Genomic DNA, 15,492 nt, shown 5'->3' with positions numbered 1-15,492 from the left:
TTCGCCTTAAATTTATAAATTTATTAGCTCTTTCATTTCTTTAATAGCATTTTTAAGCCCCACAAAAACGGCTCTTGCAACGATACTTTGCCCGATATTTAGCTCAAAAATTTCTGAATTTTTAATGACAGCTGAGACATTTTGATAGTTTAGTCCATGCCCTGCTGCAACGGCTAGTCCAAGTCCCTTTGCATAGGCACTTGTATGGCGAATTCGCGTGATTTCATCTTTTAGCATTGCGCTTAGTTTTTCCTGCGGTTTGTCAAATTCTTTCACAGCGTAGCAGGTTTTGGCTAAATTCGAATTTAGCATTGCAAACATATTCGAATACGCCCCCGTGTGAAGCTCGACGAATTTCGCCCCAAGTTTTGCGCTTAAATCGATATTTTCTCTACTTGGATCGATAAAAAGCGAAACGGCAATCCCGCTGTCTTGAAGCTTCTCGATAGCATTTTTTACACCTTCGTTTTCTAAATTTAACCCCCCTTCGGTTGTCAGCTCTTCCCTTTTTTCAGGCACTAGCGTGGCGCGAGAGGGTTTAAATTTGCAAACTAAGTCGATTATCTCTTCATCTATCGAACACTCCAAATTTACAGGCACTTTCGAGTGAGCGATAATGTCTTTTGCGTCATTTTCGTTGATATGACGGCGATCTTCTCGCAAATGGATTGTGATTTGATCGGCTCCTGCTGAAATAGCTTCATACATTGCAAATAAAATGTCTGGGTCATTTACCCTTCTAGCTTCCCTTAAAACAGCGATATGGTCGATATTTACGCCAAGTAACATTTTCTCTCCTTAGAATTTTTTGGTAAAATTATAGCTAAATTTAGCAAAGGAAAAAATATGATTTTTGGGATTGACCTTGGCTCAAATACCTTGCGTGGCGTTTTGATGAACAAAAATGGCGAAATCGTTAAAAGTGCCGAATTTATCGTAGGAAGTGCTAGAAATTTGCAAGCTGGCGGCGATCTTGACCCTGACGCGATTACTCGCATAAAATCGGCATTAAAAAAAATGGATAAAATTTTTGATTTTAAATCGTGTGAAAATTCCGTCTGCGTGGCGACAGAAGCCTTTCGTATGGCAAAAAATTCGGCTGAATTTTTTGATGAAATTTGGCGTGAATTCGGTGTAGAATTTAAAATCATAGGCGGAGATGATGAAGCGAAATTTGTGCGTTTGGGAATTTTAAATCGTTTAAAACTTTTAAATTTAAATGCGAAAAATCCGCTTTGTATCGATCTTGGCGGGGCTAGCACCGAGATTTCAAATAACGAACGCTCAAAAAGTTTTAAATTTGGCATTGTGCGTTTTTGTAACGAATTTAGCGAATTTAACGATAAAATGAAAAATGCAAATTTGGTTGTGAGCGAAGCTAGAAATTTTATAAATTCGCTTAAATTTGATAGGATTATTCTTACTTCGGGAGTGCCGACGACTATGGTCGCACTGCGTAAAAATCTCTCGTATGAAAGTTACCAAAGCGATTTGATTAACGGCGAGATTTTGAAGTTTGGCGAATTTGATTTTTGGCTTGAAAGGATTTTAAATTTTAGCGAAACAGAGGCTGTTTTGAAGCTTGGCGAAAATCGCAAAGATTTGATGATTGCTGGGATTATGCTGTTAAAATCGCTTTTGCAGGATTTTGCGAAAACCGAATTTATAGTAGTCGATGACGGGCTTAGGGAAGGAATTTGCATTAACGCAATTAGAGAATTAAATCCAGCCTAGCTTTGGCTTGATTGTTCGTTTTTACATAGTGTTGTAAGAAATGTAAATCTCAATTAAGTTAAATTGACCAAAAATTATTATAAATTTTCCAAAAATTTTTTCAAAGGTTTTAAAAAACCGCAACTTAAATCAAAATAATTTTGGTTATTAAAATCGACCCTTTTATAATCTTTTACACCAACAGCTTCTAAATATGCATAAATAGTTGATTTTTTAACATTTTTTAAATCTATTTGTTGATTTTTTTGTTTTATACAATCCAAATATTTTTTAAAGCAATCGATATTTTCTTTTTTTGTAGCTATTTTTTCTATCAAATCTTCCAAGCAGCCTACCTTTTTATTATTCGGAAAAAGAAAAATTTCAACCTTATCAAAATAATCACCAAGTTGTTTTTTTATATTTGCCTTTGCTTTATTTAAATCATCATCTGCGTCAAAAATAATAACCACTTTTTGACGATTTATAACATTTTCTATTGTTGGTAGATGCATTTTAAGATTATCTTTCCCATTACAAGTTTCTATATTAGTTTCTATATTGCAAGTTTTTTGTGAATTTAAAAAATTCACATACTTTTCTAAAAAATATTTATCGCTCTTGCCTTCAACAAAAATAAATGTTTTACCATCTAATTTCATTTTTATTTTCCATCAAAAAAATAAAATTTTCTTTATTATATTTCGAAACACAAATATTTTTTTCTTCGTTTTTATAGGTACTAAATATGCCAACATCGAAATTTTTATTCTCTTGTAAAATCTTAGAAATAACTTTTAAAAATTCTTCACTATGCGTAGTTATAAAAAATTGTAAATCAAATTTAAGAGATAATTCAAATATGTTTTTTATCAAATTTTCAATCATCTCAAAATGCATTCCATTTTCTATTTCATCTATAATTATATATTTTTTACCAGTTAAAATAGACGAAATGATTGTCAAATAATTCTGAAAACCATTTCCCATAGATTTGATATTTACAAAATTTTCAAGATTTTTTATCTGAACATATATAGAATTTTTTATAAATTCTATCGTCTCTATATCCAAATCAAGCTCTTGATAACATTTTTTAAATTCCTTTTTTTTATCTGCATTAGAATTTATCAATGATAAATTATTTTCAAAAACACTTCGCTTGACAAACTCAACATCTTGAAATGTTTCCAAATAATTAGTTTCTTGCGTATTAAATTCTATTTGACTATTATTTATCTTTCTTCTAATTATAGTAGAATCAACCACTTTTTTTTCATTTATTTTTAATAATAATTTTATACTATTTAAATGACTTTGATTATTATCAATTATTAAAGTTTCTGTATTTGCTAATTTTTTTTCAACACCGAGCTCTATTTTATCAGCATCAACATTGGCTTTGATATTTATTTTATTGTCATCTTTATAATCATAAAATAATGAATTAAACGAATCATCTTCAATCACCATTTCTCTATTTATCATTATATTTTGAATCACCAAAGCCATTTGTTTGGTCTGTTTTAAAACAATATAAATAGCTTCTAAAATAGAAGTTTTGCCGATATTTGCACCACCTATAAAAACATTAACATTTTTGCTAAAATCATCTATTTTAAGACTTTTTATGCCACGAAAATTTTCAATCTCTATACTTTTTAGCATATAAATTCCTTAATTTACATCAATTACAATGAATCAAGAAAGCAAATTTGATTTTTCTACTAATTTTAGTAAAACTTTATATAAATTCTCTTTATTGATTTTTGTATTATATCTAAATTCGCTTTCTTTTAAATAAAGATAGAAAAAATCTTTTTGACAAGCGAAGTCTAGTAACACTTTCTACTCCGTATAGCAATAACAAATTTAACAAATTTGCAAAGAAATAACTCAACTTAAATTTGAGCTGCAAATGCCGACGATTTTGCGTGTTTTCGAGCACGAATAAGCGAGACTGCACTTGCTGTGCGTCGAGCTTAATGAGTGCGACGAATCACGCAAAAGCTAGGCTCATTTAATTAACAAGAATAGCAAGTAGCAAATTCAAACGGCGTCGGTCTGCACTCATACGGCCACACCTGCGTTTCAAATTTAAAATGTTGATAAGTTTGTATAAATTCGTCAGTCATAATCGGCTTCAAATACGCATTATCGCGAATGACCGCTTCAAGCGAACCACGCAAAGTGTGCGGAAGTTGCTCTATGCCCCGCTCTCTAATTTCGTCCAAATGAAGTTTAAACAAATCTTCATCCATTGGTCCGACCGGTTCAAATTTATTTTTTATGCCGTCAATCCCTGCCATTAGCATAGCCGCAAACGCTAGATATGGACAAGCTGTGCTATCAGGAAATCTCATTTCAGCTCTAACTGATTTTTCGCCGCTTCCGTAAGGAATTCGAATCGAAGCCGAGCGATTTTGGCTCGAATAAGTTAAAATGCTTGGCGCTTCAAAGCCCGGAATCAAGCGTTTGTATGAGTTTGTGCTTGGGTTTGTAAAAGCGGCAACGCTTCTAGCGTGTTTTAAAACGCCGCCGATATACCATCTAGCTTCATCGCTTAAATTCGCGTAACCGCCCTTGCCGTAAAATATATTTTTGCCGTTTTTCCAGATTGATTGATGCACATGCATACCGCTTCCGTTTTCGCCGTAAAGTGGTTTTGGCATGAAAGTAGCCGTTTTGCCGTTTAGGTGAGCGACCATTTTTACGACATATTTGTAAATTTGCACATTATCGGCTGCTTCGACTAGTGTGCCAAATTTAACGCCGATTTCGCCTTGACCTTGACCTACTTCGTGGTGGCAAATGAAAGTCTCTAACCCAACTTGCTCTAAAACTTGAAGCATTTCAGCCCTTAAATCAACCATGCTATCGATCGGCGCAACAGGGAAATAACCGCCTTTTATGCCAGGGCGATGACCCGAGTTAAAGCCGTCTTTGTATTTTTTACCGCTATTCCATGAGCCTTCTTCGGTATCTACATCATACATAGCGCAGTTCATGCTATCGACGATTTTAACATCGTCAAATACGAAAAATTCGTTTTCTGCACCAAAATAGCAGGTATCACCTAGACCTGTTGTTTTTAAGAAAGCTTCTGCTTTTTTTGCTATCGATCTAGGGCATTTTTCGTAAAGTTCGTTTTTGTAAATGTCATAAACATCGCAAATCACCACAGCCGTAACATCAGCTGTAAATGGGTCTAAGAAGGTCGTATCGACATCAGGCTTTAACATCATATCTGATTTATCAATCGGCTGCCACGCATCGACGCTGCTGCCGTCAAATGGAATTCCGTTTGCAAAATCTTTATCAAGCCTTTTGTAGTTATAAGACATGTGGTGCCAAGTGCCTTTTAAATCCGTAAATCTAAAATCCACAAACGCAACTTCGTGTTCATCGCAAAATTTGAAAAATTCATCAACACTGCTAACAAATTTACCCATTTTTTTATCTCCTTGTGATTTTTAAAAAAATAAAATTTAAGGATTTTAGTATTTTTCGCATTAAGATTTGATAAAAATGCAAATTTAACCTAAATTTGGGCTTTTTAAAACAAAATTTTCTGCCTAATAAAAATATATAAATTTGCTAAATTTAACGCTGGAATTTAGCAAATTTAAAAAATTTTTTTGCTAGAATTTCGCTCGTTTTTTAGAATCCCGTGTGGATTATTACGAAATTTAGGAAATTTTATGTCTAAACTTACATTAAATATCATCTCAGGCGTTTGTCTGGGGCTTTTTGGTGCCGTTTTAGTTTATTTTGGAAATCCTGCAAATATGGGCGTTTGCGCTGCTTGTTTTTTGCGTGATACGGTCGGAGCGCTTGGCTTTCATAGAGCTGCCATCGTGCAGTATGTCCGCCCTGAAATCATCGGTTTGATTATCGGCGGATTTATCGCTTCTTTATTTGCAAAAGAATACAAACCAACTAGCGGTTCATCGCCGTTTGTGCGATTTTTCTTAGGAATTTTTGCTATGATTGGTGCTTTGGTGTTTTTGGGTTGTCCTTGGCGGGCGTTTTTACGACTAGGTGGTGGCGATATGACGGCACTTCTTGGCGTTTTAGGACTTTTTGCCGGTGTGCTTTGTGGTAGATTTTTTAAATCAAAAGGTTATGCTCTCGAAGAAGCAAAAAGCGTAAATAAGGCAATTTCAGCCCTACCTTTAATCATCGCTATTTTGCTTTTGTGCGCTTTGATTTTTGGGCTTAAACTCGGCGAAAATGCGCCTTTGTTTAGCTCAACCGAGGGTCCTGGCTCAAAACACGCAAATATCTTTATCTCGCTTGGACTAGCAATCATCATAGGCATCGCTATGCAACGCTCAAAATTCTGCTCAGTCGGAGCTTTGAGCCGAATTTTGGATAAAGATTTTACTATGTTTTTTGGTATAGTTGCAGTCGTAGCAAGTGCGACTATCGCAAATTTGGCATTTTCTCAATACAACTTCGGCTTTGAAAACCAACCAATCGCTCACAATCAAATGCTTTGGAATTTCCTTGGCATGGCACTTTCTGGCTTTTGTTTTTCGTTAGCTGAGGGTTGTCCGGGAAAACACCTAATCCAAACAGGTGCAGGGAATTTAAGCTCAGCCATTTTTGTCATGGGCATGGCGTGTGGCGCAGCCATAGCACATAACTTTTTACTAGCAAGTTCGGCAAAAGGCATAACGCCTTACGCACCTTATGCTCTTGCTTTGGGCTTTGTTTTCTGTGTTTTTGTGGGACTTAAACAACGAAAAGCTTAACAAATTTTGGCGTTAAATTTAGTTCAAATTTAACGCCGATTATTTTTTCAAAAATCTTTTATTTTCGATATTTTCAATATCGCCAAATTTATCCAAATATTCAAGGTAACAAACGGCAAATTTACGGCTTAATCCAAAATGATTTTTTACACTTGCGACATCGATAAATCCATCATTTTTAATAATTTCATAAAATTTTTTCACAACCAAATCAAGGTTAAATGAAGTTATAAAAAGATTATGCTCCAAGCGAATAACCTTTTTTGCCTTTGTAAGTTTTTTTAGCGCACTATCGCCACTACTGCGATCGATTTCAAGCTCGTCATAAATGTTATACGGCGCAAGCGGTGCAATACCACCTTTTTGCAAAATTTCAAAAATTCGATTTTCCAAATTTTGCGACAACTGCTCGTAATCAATCCCGTTTTTGATATAAACCCCGCCAAATTTAGCAATAATACCGTCATTTGCTAACTCATTTAGCGCAAAATTTGCCAAATTTTCACTTGCCCAAGGAAGTTTTAAAGCGATACTTGCGCCGGAAAATACGGCAAGATTGTTTTTAGAAATAATAAATTTAACAAATTCTTTTATGTCGCTAATAGCCCCTAAATCATAAACGCAAAAATTCTCTTCGTCCAAAAAAACGCCTTTTAAATTTCGTGCTATTTGCAGGGCATCTTCACACGAAATTCCAAATCTTTGATAAGACGAATAAAGCCCAAATCCGTGCTTATGAAATGAGCTTAAAATTTTAAATGCTTCCAAAAAATCGCCATTTAAAAGCGATTTTAAAAGAGAGAGTTTTGGCTCTTTTTTTAATGGTTCGCTAACCGAGTTTAAGATAGTTCCGCCACCACACAAACGGGAATTTTTAAGCACAACAAAAGGCTCATCAAACATCAAAAACACAGGTTTTTCAAATTTAAACGAAACAATTTTTGGGGTTGAAAAATCAAAATTTTCTTCGAATTTAGCTTTATTATCTTTTAAAATCAAACATTTTGCCGAAATTTGCTTTGAACCTACGCAAAATAGGACACTTTCGTTATGCGAAATATCGCCAAAAAATTTGCAATCAACGCTATTAAATCCCCTAAAAAAACCTTTTTTAGTTAAAATTTGCCCGGATTTTAACCTAGCTTTATCTGCACCGCTTAAATTTAGCGCTACTCTATTTGGAGAGGTTGCAAATTCGGCATTTTCATCGTGAATTTGGATATTTTTAACGCCGTAAATTTCGTCCAAATCGCAATTATAAATCTTATCGTTTTTTGCGATTTGACCACTGATTAAGCTCCCAGTTACGATAGTTCCTGCCCCGTCAATAGAAAAAACCCTATCGATATAATAACGAAAAATCCCATCGGCATTTCTTGGTTTTGGATTTAGTGTAAAAAGGTAGTTTTTTAGCTCATTTATGCTGTTTTGATCTTTTATACTTAGAAAAAATGAGTTTAAAATTTGCAAATTTGAGAAATTTTTGATGAAATTTTCACACTCTTTTAAAACTTCATTTGCCCGTGCAGTATCGCATAAATCGCACTTTGTGATACACAAAATAATGCTTTTGATACCAAGAAGCGACAAAATCGCAATATGCTCTTTACTCTGTGGCATAAGTCCGTCATCGCAACTTACAACAAGCATACAAACATCAAAACCATACGCCCCACTAATCATCGTTTTAACGAGATTTTCATGACCCGGAACATCGATAAATGCGATATTGTTTTCGCCACCCTTTAAATTTGAAAAACTTAAATTTATGGTAATGCCCCGTTCTTTTTCATCTTGCAGTTCGTCGCCTTCAAAGCCGTTTAACGCCCTTATTAACGCTGTTTTTCCGTGATCTATGTGTCCAGAGGTGCCTATTATAACAGTTTGCAATACTTATCCTTGTAAAGAGTTGATTTTTTCAACTAAAATTTGCAAATCTTTATCAAAAATCGAGCGAAAATCAAGGCAAAATTTATCATCTTCAATGCGACCGATAATTCCTAATTTTCTAAATTCGCTTTGCAAAATAGTAGCCCTTTTATCAACGCAAAAAGCCAAAACTACTGTATCGTAGCTTACATTTGGTAAGCTACCACCGCCGACAAAAGATTTCGAAGGCAAAATTTGCGTTTTAAATTTGATATTTTTTTGAACAAATTCGGCACTTTTTTTAAGCTCATTTATACTTTTTTGAATTTGAAAAACAGTTGGTATTAGCCTTATTTCGCCATTTTCATAAGCATTTATACACTCATCTAACAGTGAAATGGTAATTTTATCAACTCTTAGCATTCTAAGAAGCTGATTTTTGCGAAGTTGCGAAACCAACTTTTTTTTGCCTAAAATGATGCCACACTGAACCGAGCCAAAAAGCTTATCGCCACTAAAACTAACAAGCGAAACCCCACTTTTGGCTAGTTTTTTGATATTTATTTCGTTTTTGCTAAGTTTGCCTAAATTTAGCGCAGCTGCACTTCCTAAATCAAAATAATCAATCAACTTGTGTTTTTTAGCCAAATTTGAAATTTCAAAAATGTCCGTTTCTTCGCTAAATCCGACAATATCGAAATTTGAGCGATGAATTTTAACCAGCATTTTTGTATTTTCATTTAAATTTGCTTCGTAATCTGAAATTTTTGTTTTATTTGTAGTGCCAACTTCCCTTAAAATCGCACCCGAACTAGCCATGACTTCCGGCACCCTAAAACTACCACCGATTTCGACTAGTTCGCCCCTGCTAACAATGGCTTCAAATCCTTTTGCAAAAGTGTTAAATACCAAAAATACGGCACTTGCGTTATTATTTACTACAAGCGCATCTTCAAATCCAAAAAAATTCGCTAATCTTGCCCCGATGAAATCGTAGCGATTGCCCCGTTTGCCTGTGTTTAAATCAAATTCTAAATTCGAATAATTTGTGATATTTTTTTCACTTCGTTTTAAAATTTCAGCCGAAATCACGCTTCTGCCAAGATTTGTGTGAATCACCACGCCTGTTGCATTTATAAGTGGTTTTAAGGCAAGATTTTCAAATTTTTCATACTCATTTTTGATTTTTTGAATAATCTCATTTTCGCCTAAATATGGCTTGTTTTGCATAGCTTTTCTTCGCTCTTTTGCGATAATTTCTTTTGCAAGTGATAAAATTTTGTTTTTATTGCAACTAGCAAATTCTTTCAAATTTGCGATTTTATCGATTTTTGGTAAAGAGATTTCCATTTTATACCTTTGCGTTTGACTTTAACTAAGTCCTTTTAATTTATGGCGAGAGAGTGAAGGAATCGAACCTTCCAAAGCACGATCAATCGCACTTTCATCGGATTTGAAGTCCGCGGACGCTACCAAGTCGTCATACTCTCCAAACTCTGTATTGTATCAAAATACTATTAAAATTAACAAATTTGCTAAATATAAATTTTAAACTCATCTTTTTTTATGACTTCTGCGATGATACTAGCGTGTTTATAACCTGCATCTTTTAAGCGAGTTATGGCAATATCAGCATCTTTTTCGCTGACGGATAAAAGAAGTCCGCCGTTGGTTTGCGCATCGCAAAATTTAATATCAGGCGTTATATTTACATTTTTCTTTGTAAATTCCAAATTCTTATAGCTTCCGGCAGGTATTAGCCCGTTATCAACGCATTTTTGCACATTTTCGAAAAATGGAATTTTATCTGCATAAAATTTAAACGAAATGCTATCATTTATCATCTCACTAGCATGTCCTAAAAGCCCAAAGCCTGTTATATCGGTGGCTGCGTGAATTTGTAAATCACGCACAGCTCTGGTTGCATATAAATTTAGCATTTTAATCTGTTCTAATGCTTCCTTAAATTCGCTAAATTCCAAAAAATCAGCTTTAATCGCAGTTGATATTATCCCCGTGCCAAGTGGTTTTGTTAAAATCAAAACATCGCCGATTTGTGCTGTATTATTGCTCCAAAAATTATTTGGGCTAACCTTGCCCGTAACGCTAAGCCCATAGTAAATTTCAGGCGTTTTTATCGTATGACCACCAACTAGGACTGCACCACTTTCGGCGATTTTGCTCTTTCCGCCTTCTAAAATTTCAACCAAAATTTCATCGCTAAAATGAAAGTTATCAAATCCAACGATATTCATCGCACTTATCGCTTCACCGCCCATAGCAAAAACATCGCCAAGAGCATTTGCAGCAGCGATTTGACCGAAAATGTAAGGATCATCAACCAATGGCGTCATAAAATCAAGCGTTTGTACAAGCGCAAATTCATCATTTACCTTAAAAACTCCCGCATCTTCGTTGCTGGTAATTGATGAGAGCAAATTTGGGTGTGGTTCGATCAAATTTGCTAAATTTTTATCGATTGCGCTAGGTTCTAGCTTGGCAGCACAGCCAGATGATGAAGCAAATTTTGTAAGGCTAAAATTACGATAATTCATAGCTTTATCGCTTCGTTTTCGCTCAAAATTTCCATGATTTCAAGTGCATTTGACATGCGACCGATTGCAAGCTTATCGACAAGTTTATAGGCTTCCAAGCAGCTTCCACAACTAAGAATTTCTATGCCTAAATTTTCCAAATTTTTAAGCACCCCAAAACTTTCGTGAGATCTATTTGTCGTCATAAAAACGGCGTTATTTACGCAAATTATCATTTTTGGTTTATCTTGTAAATTTGCGATGGAACCTAAAAATTTACTAAGCAAACTTTTGCCTACTGCGCCACTTCCACAACTTTCTTCATTTAAAAAAACAACTTTTGATTTCTTATGGTTTATGTCGCAAAAATCCTCTGCATTTTCGTTTTTCAAATCGCCTGTTTTTTGGATTTTAAAAGTCGCTTCACTGCCGTTTTGCGTGATACTAGGTTCGTATCCGTTTGTCTGCAAAAATCTTTTGACATTTTCTATCGCAGCCGTTTCGTTTAAAATGATTTCTATGCTTTCGCCTATTTTAGCACTTTTTAAAGCCTCTTTTGTTTTGATAACAGGTGCGGGACAAGCTAAATTTCTACAATCAACTTGCATTGTATTTCCTTAAATTTAAAGTATCTTTGAACCTCAAAGCTAAATTTAAAGGGCAAATTCTGTTAAATTTGCCCCGTTTTTTTATAATCTTTCGTATTTTTCTTCAAATTCTGATTTTTCGATTTTCTTTTTATCTAATAACTCGCGATACCAGTAGTGGTGCAAAACATAAACCTCTTCTTCTTCTTTGTAACCTGAAATCATAGAATGAATCGCACCTTTTATCGCAAAAACTGCCATATAGATATGGACACATAAAAATACTGCACAAACCGCACCCAGCACATTATGCACGATGACACTTGCGCGTAAGAACTCGATTTGAGAAATGCCAAAAATCGCACTAGCATTAATCGCGCTAAAATCAAGAAAATACATCGCAGCACCTGTGATTATCATCACAAGACCACCAAGTGTTGCTATCCAAAACCACGCTTTTTGACCTGCATTAAATTTACCTGCCGGAATCGCTCGTTTTTTCTTGCTTAAATAACCACCCACAATCATCATCCATTTTATATCATAAAGTGCAGGTAGCATTCTATAAAACCAGCAAAATAGCATAGGAAGGACACTAAAAGCAAATGTTACAGTCGCAAGCCCGTGTAAATTTTTACAAACTCTTACAAAAAATCCGCCACCAAAGACATCGCCAAACATCATTATAAGACCAGTTGGAACCAAAATCACCCACGAGATAGCAGCTACTAAGTGAAATAATCTCTCAAATTTATTAAACGCTAAAATCTTGCCGTGAGCGTGCGAAAAGTGCTTTGGACCGACGATGACATAATGCAACACAAACGCAAAAACTACTGCCATAATGGCAAATGCTGCAAGCCATGCAAAATAATCATTGCTTTGCATATACATAAAAGTCGGCGCAAATCCACTTTCGTAAGTTTGTCCTGCATTTTCAAATCTTGCATTTCCCCAAATATTATTCGAACTTTTTTGAACTATGTCTGCGTAGTTTTGGGCATTTGCTAAGCCAAAACAGGCTAGGAAAAGTAAAAATTTTTTCATAAAATACCTTTAAATTTTGGTTAATTTTAAAACTTAATATTATACCTTTGTGCGTTTAAAAATTTGCTAAATTTTAATATGAATAAAAAAAATTTAATAATAATTTAAAGTAAAAATTTAGAAATAAAAAAACAAAATTTGATATAATTTGCCGTTTAAAAAAATTTAAGGTAAAAAATGAAAGAATTTGCATTTTATAAAGGCGATACAAAAGATGCCGTCTTAGGCGATGAAATCGAAATTTTTGATGATTGTATTCCGGAAAATTTACCGACTTTTTTGGTATCAAATTCGCCAAAAATCAAGGCTCAAATTTATGCCCCTGAAATCGATTTTTATATAAAAAATTCAAGCGATGATTTTTTGCAAAAATCAAAAAGCGTGAGTTTAATGTATGAAGCAAGGGCGGTTTGCTTTGATTTGGCAAAGGATTTGGATTATCAAAAAAGCGTTGGCAAAAATATCATTTTAATAAGCGATGAAAAAAGAGAAAATTTAGCAAATTTGTTAAAAAAGCACGAATTTAAGGTAATTTTACTGAATCATAGCGAAATTAATTTTCTTTACGGGCAAGTTGGCGAAATCGTAGTGCAAATTTTGCAAAATAACGAAGAAATCGAAGTTACGGCTGATTTTGCGCTCATAGAAAACGCAAAAGATTTTATGCTTCGCCAAAGTGGCTGTTATGAAATCGCAAATTTAAGCGATGAACAAATTTTGCAAATTTTAACCCAAAATTCGCCTGAATTTAGATATAAAAACAACATAACTTACGATTCTCAAATTTGCGATTATCATCATAGACGAGATGAAATTTGTGCTAAATGCTCTGAAATTTGCCCCACAGTTGCTATTTTAAAAGACGATGAAAATAAAGAGCTTGTTTTTTCACATATCGATTGTATCGGCTGTGGCAGGTGTGTAGGAATTTGCCCCACAGGTGCGATTGATAGTGCAAAAATGCCACGAAACGCCTTTTTGCAAGTCGCAAAACTTTATGAAAATAAAAAGATTTTGATAATTCCGCAGGATTTGGATTTGCGGGATTTAAGCGTAAAATTTCCACAAAATACGCTTGTTTTAAGCCTTTATGCGCTAAATTTTTTAAGCCTAACGCACTTTTTAACGCTTTTGCAAACAAGCGGTGCAAATTTGGCGATTTTTGATCCGCAAAATAGCGCAGATGGGCCACTTTGCGAAAGTATTGATATTATAAATCAAATTTATGAGCTTAAATTCAAAACTCGCGCAGTATCGCTTATACAAAACCAAAACGAGCTTGAAAGTGCTTTATCAAATTTGCAATTTATCGAAAATTCCAAATTTAACCTTGTAGAAGCAAATCTTTCAAAACTAGAAATTTTCTCAAAAAGACTATCATTTTTGGTAGGAAATGAAAATTTAGGCGTGGTAAAAAGCGGTAAATTTATAACTCACGGCAAAATTTCTATAAACGAAAACTCTTGCACGCTTTGTTTAAGCTGTGCAGGTGCGTGTAATATAGGCGCACTTTTTGCCGATGCAAATGATAATTCGCTCAAATACAACGCTTCGCTTTGCACGGCGTGTGGATACTGCGTGAAAAGTTGCGCCGAAAAAGATACGATAAATTTGCAAATCGGGCAAATCGAGCTAAAACCTGAATATTTTTCTCACCAAATTTTAGCCAAAGATAGCCTATTTGCCTGTATCGAGTGTGGCAAAGAATTTGCTCCAAGCAAGGCAGTTATGAAAATCGCCGAGATGATGATGAGTAAAATTTCAGATCCCATTACGCAAAAAACGCTATATTGTTGTGGAGATTGCAAGGCAAAAATAATGATACAAAAAATGCACGAACAAAAGGATATATAAATGGATATTAATATCATAAAAGCTAGAAGTTATTATTACGAATTTTTTGCGATTCCGTTTTTTTTCTATGAAAATGAAACTAAATTTGAAGTTTGGAAAGACCAGCTTGCTGTGCTTAAAAATTCAGCTATAACGCCAGAAGATAGTGAATTTTTTGCAAATTTGGAAAAATTTAGTTTTGATGAGTTTAAAACAGAACAAAACACGGCTTTGTTTGATTTTTCTTACGCAAATGTTCCACTAAGTGCGTCGTTTTATGATGAAGGCAGAGACGAAGGGGCGATGAAAATTCTGGTTTTAAATACTCTTAAAAAGAGTAAATTTAGACGAAATAATGAATTTTGCAAAGATAGCGAAGATTTCATCGGATTTATTTTTTATTTTATGAGTTCGCTTTTAAAAGATGAGTTGCAACGCGGTTCAAACTTCCTTTCTACCGAGCTTTTTGTCAATGTAATAAATAAATTTATAGATGAATTTATATCTCTTTTATTAGAACACAAAGGCACAAACTTTTTTAAAAATTTAGCAAATTTAATGAAAAGTTTTTTTGCTTTGGAAAGATCGCTTTTAGCCGTAGATGCGCCTAAATTTGAAAAAAGTGTCGCAAAAGAAGCTTTGGCAAGACTTCCGTATGAAAATCGTTTTAAAAACCCAAAAAATGTTTTTAAACTTGATAAATAAAAATTTGATATTTGATAAATGTTATAAAATATTATTAGGTTATATATTTTAATATAGAACATAATAACGCATTTTGCTAAGTTTCTTAAAATAAACTAAAATTTTTTAAGAAACTTTTATTTTAAATATTCAATTTATTATATTTTTGATAAAATTCAAAGGATTTAAAGTCTATCAAGGGGCAAGGTTGCCCAAATCCCTAGATTTTAAGTAGAAAATTTTGCCTAGTGAAGGAAAAATTATGGAGACAAATCGCAGGGATTTTTTAAAAAAATCTCTTAAACTCACTGCCGCAACCACAGCAGTTGTCGGCGCTACTACCATTTTAGCCAACGATGAAGTTAGCTCATCAAATGGTGTTGCAAAGGGAAAATCAAAGAAAAAAGAGGTGCTTTACAAAAAAAGTGAAGCTTGGGAAAAATATTACAAAACGGTATATTAGGAGCT

14 protein-coding genes, 1 tRNA gene and 1 pseudogene are annotated in these 15,492 nt (G+C 34.1%); 5 read left to right on the top strand and 11 right to left on the bottom strand.

What is annotated here, in order from left to right; all coding sequences use genetic code 11:
- Positions 1 to 12: 12 nt before the first annotated feature.
- On the bottom strand, positions 13 to 789 hold the full coding sequence (locus PF026_RS02070) for a pyridoxine 5'-phosphate synthase (RefSeq protein ID WP_270860378.1): 777 nt from the start codon (positions 787 to 789) through the stop codon (positions 13 to 15).
- Positions 790 to 846: 57 nt separating this feature from the next.
- On the opposite strand from PF026_RS02070, the gene PF026_RS02065 reads away from it, so the two are divergent.
- Complete coding sequence (locus PF026_RS02065; RefSeq protein ID WP_270863364.1) at positions 847 to 1,734, top strand: Ppx/GppA phosphatase family protein; 888 nt, start codon at positions 847 to 849, stop codon at positions 1,732 to 1,734.
- Between the two features lie 77 nt (positions 1,735 to 1,811).
- Here the strand turns inward: PF026_RS02065 and PF026_RS02060 are convergent, their stop codons facing one another.
- From PF026_RS02060 to glnA, 4 genes and pseudogenes are all read right to left on the bottom strand, one after another.
- Complete coding sequence (locus PF026_RS02060) at positions 1,812 to 2,375, bottom strand: DUF3226 domain-containing protein (protein WP_270863363.1); 564 nt, start codon at positions 2,373 to 2,375, stop codon at positions 1,812 to 1,814.
- The gene (locus tag PF026_RS02055) at positions 2,359 to 3,381 is read right to left on the bottom strand and encodes an AAA family ATPase (protein ID WP_270863362.1); all 1,023 of its coding nucleotides are present in this window, start codon (positions 3,379 to 3,381) and stop codon (positions 2,359 to 2,361) included. Before PF026_RS02055 ends, PF026_RS02060 begins: the two co-directional genes overlap by 17 nt.
- A 33-nt stretch (positions 3,382 to 3,414) precedes the next feature.
- Positions 3,415 to 3,534, bottom strand: a pseudogene (locus PF026_RS02050) (IS1595 family transposase); the annotation flags it as partial.
- Positions 3,535 to 3,737: 203 nt separating this feature from the next.
- Positions 3,738 to 5,165 carry a type I glutamate--ammonia ligase gene (gene glnA, locus PF026_RS02045; RefSeq protein WP_270863360.1) on the bottom strand — a complete coding sequence of 476 codons (1,428 nt, stop codon included), beginning with the start codon at positions 5,163 to 5,165 and terminating at the stop codon, positions 3,738 to 3,740.
- Positions 5,166 to 5,414: 249 nt separating this feature from the next.
- Between glnA and yedE the strand changes: the two genes are divergently transcribed.
- Positions 5,415 to 6,470 (top strand): YedE family putative selenium transporter, encoded by a 1,056-nt coding sequence (gene yedE, locus PF026_RS02040; protein ID WP_270863359.1) that lies wholly within the window; start codon positions 5,415 to 5,417, stop codon positions 6,468 to 6,470.
- Positions 6,471 to 6,509: 39 nt separating this feature from the next.
- Here the strand turns inward: yedE and selB are convergent, their stop codons facing one another.
- The 6 genes from selB to PF026_RS02010 form a co-directional block, all read right to left on the bottom strand.
- Positions 6,510 to 8,360: a selenocysteine-specific translation elongation factor gene (gene selB, locus PF026_RS02035; RefSeq protein WP_270863358.1), complete on the bottom strand. Its 1,851-nt coding sequence runs from the start codon at positions 8,358 to 8,360 to the stop codon at positions 6,510 to 6,512.
- 3 nt (positions 8,361 to 8,363) lie between these two features.
- Positions 8,364 to 9,689, bottom strand: a complete 1,326-nt coding sequence (gene selA / locus PF026_RS02030) for an L-seryl-tRNA(Sec) selenium transferase (protein WP_270863357.1) — start codon at positions 9,687 to 9,689, stop codon at positions 8,364 to 8,366.
- Between the two features lie 43 nt (positions 9,690 to 9,732).
- A tRNA-Sec gene (locus tag PF026_RS02025) sits at positions 9,733 to 9,830 on the bottom strand.
- A gap of 44 nt (positions 9,831 to 9,874) precedes the next feature.
- A complete protein-coding gene (gene selD / locus PF026_RS02020) occupies positions 9,875 to 10,894 on the bottom strand; it encodes a selenide, water dikinase SelD (protein WP_270863356.1) in 1,020 nt (339 codons plus the stop codon).
- Complete coding sequence (gene yedF / locus PF026_RS02015) at positions 10,891 to 11,481, bottom strand: sulfurtransferase-like selenium metabolism protein YedF (RefSeq protein WP_270863355.1); 591 nt, start codon at positions 11,479 to 11,481, stop codon at positions 10,891 to 10,893. Before yedF ends, selD begins: the two co-directional genes overlap by 4 nt.
- Before the next feature lie 81 nt (positions 11,482 to 11,562).
- Positions 11,563 to 12,507, bottom strand: coding sequence for a formate dehydrogenase subunit gamma (locus tag PF026_RS02010; protein ID WP_270863354.1), 945 nt, complete (start codon positions 12,505 to 12,507; stop codon positions 11,563 to 11,565).
- 177 nt (positions 12,508 to 12,684) lie between these two features.
- Here PF026_RS02010 and PF026_RS02005 point away from each other — a divergent pair, with 177 nt between their 5' ends.
- The 3 genes from PF026_RS02005 (at position 12,685) to PF026_RS01995 (ending at position 15,487) form a co-directional block, all read left to right on the top strand.
- Positions 12,685 to 14,361: a 4Fe-4S binding protein gene (locus PF026_RS02005; protein WP_270863353.1), complete on the top strand. Its 1,677-nt coding sequence runs from the start codon at positions 12,685 to 12,687 to the stop codon at positions 14,359 to 14,361.
- Positions 14,362 to 15,045: a molecular chaperone TorD family protein gene (locus tag PF026_RS02000; RefSeq protein ID WP_270863352.1), complete on the top strand. Its 684-nt coding sequence runs from the start codon at positions 14,362 to 14,364 to the stop codon at positions 15,043 to 15,045. It begins immediately after the preceding gene.
- A gap of 241 nt (positions 15,046 to 15,286) precedes the next feature.
- A complete protein-coding gene (locus PF026_RS01995; protein WP_270860390.1) occupies positions 15,287 to 15,487 on the top strand; it encodes a twin-arginine translocation signal domain-containing protein in 201 nt (66 codons plus the stop codon).
- Positions 15,488 to 15,492 lie beyond the last annotated feature (5 nt).

Origin of the sequence: Campylobacter sp. CS_NA3, assembly GCF_027797495.1 — a bacterium.
Taxonomy (GTDB): Bacteria; Campylobacterota; Campylobacteria; order Campylobacterales; family Campylobacteraceae; genus Campylobacter_B.
The sequence above is the reverse complement of the archived record's forward strand: the minus strand, read 5'-3'. Positions and strand labels throughout refer to the sequence as shown.

Excerpts from the sequence above, each read along its gene's own strand:
- PF026_RS02070 (WP_270860378.1), bottom strand. The coding sequence starts at position 789 with ATGTTACTTGGCGTAAATATCGACCATATCGCTGTTTTAAGGGAAGCT.
- PF026_RS02065 (WP_270863364.1), top strand. The coding sequence starts at position 847 with ATGATTTTTGGGATTGACCTTGGCTCAAATACCTTGCGTGGCGTTTTG.
- PF026_RS02060 (WP_270863363.1), bottom strand. The coding sequence starts at position 2,375 with ATGAAATTAGATGGTAAAACATTTATTTTTGTTGAAGGCAAGAGCGAT.
- PF026_RS02055 (WP_270863362.1), bottom strand. The coding sequence starts at position 3,381 with ATGCTAAAAAGTATAGAGATTGAAAATTTTCGTGGCATAAAAAGTCTT.
- glnA (WP_270863360.1), bottom strand. The coding sequence starts at position 5,165 with ATGGGTAAATTTGTTAGCAGTGTTGATGAATTTTTCAAATTTTGCGAT.
- yedE (WP_270863359.1), top strand. The coding sequence starts at position 5,415 with ATGTCTAAACTTACATTAAATATCATCTCAGGCGTTTGTCTGGGGCTT.
- selA (WP_270863357.1), bottom strand. The coding sequence starts at position 9,689 with ATGGAAATCTCTTTACCAAAAATCGATAAAATCGCAAATTTGAAAGAA.
- selD (WP_270863356.1), bottom strand. The coding sequence starts at position 10,894 with ATGAATTATCGTAATTTTAGCCTTACAAAATTTGCTTCATCATCTGGC.
- yedF (WP_270863355.1), bottom strand. The coding sequence starts at position 11,481 with ATGCAAGTTGATTGTAGAAATTTAGCTTGTCCCGCACCTGTTATCAAA.
- PF026_RS02010 (WP_270863354.1), bottom strand. The coding sequence starts at position 12,507 with ATGAAAAAATTTTTACTTTTCCTAGCCTGTTTTGGCTTAGCAAATGCC.
- PF026_RS02005 (WP_270863353.1), top strand. The coding sequence starts at position 12,685 with ATGAAAGAATTTGCATTTTATAAAGGCGATACAAAAGATGCCGTCTTA.
- PF026_RS02000 (WP_270863352.1), top strand. The coding sequence starts at position 14,362 with ATGGATATTAATATCATAAAAGCTAGAAGTTATTATTACGAATTTTTT.
- PF026_RS01995 (WP_270860390.1), top strand. The coding sequence starts at position 15,287 with ATGGAGACAAATCGCAGGGATTTTTTAAAAAAATCTCTTAAACTCACT.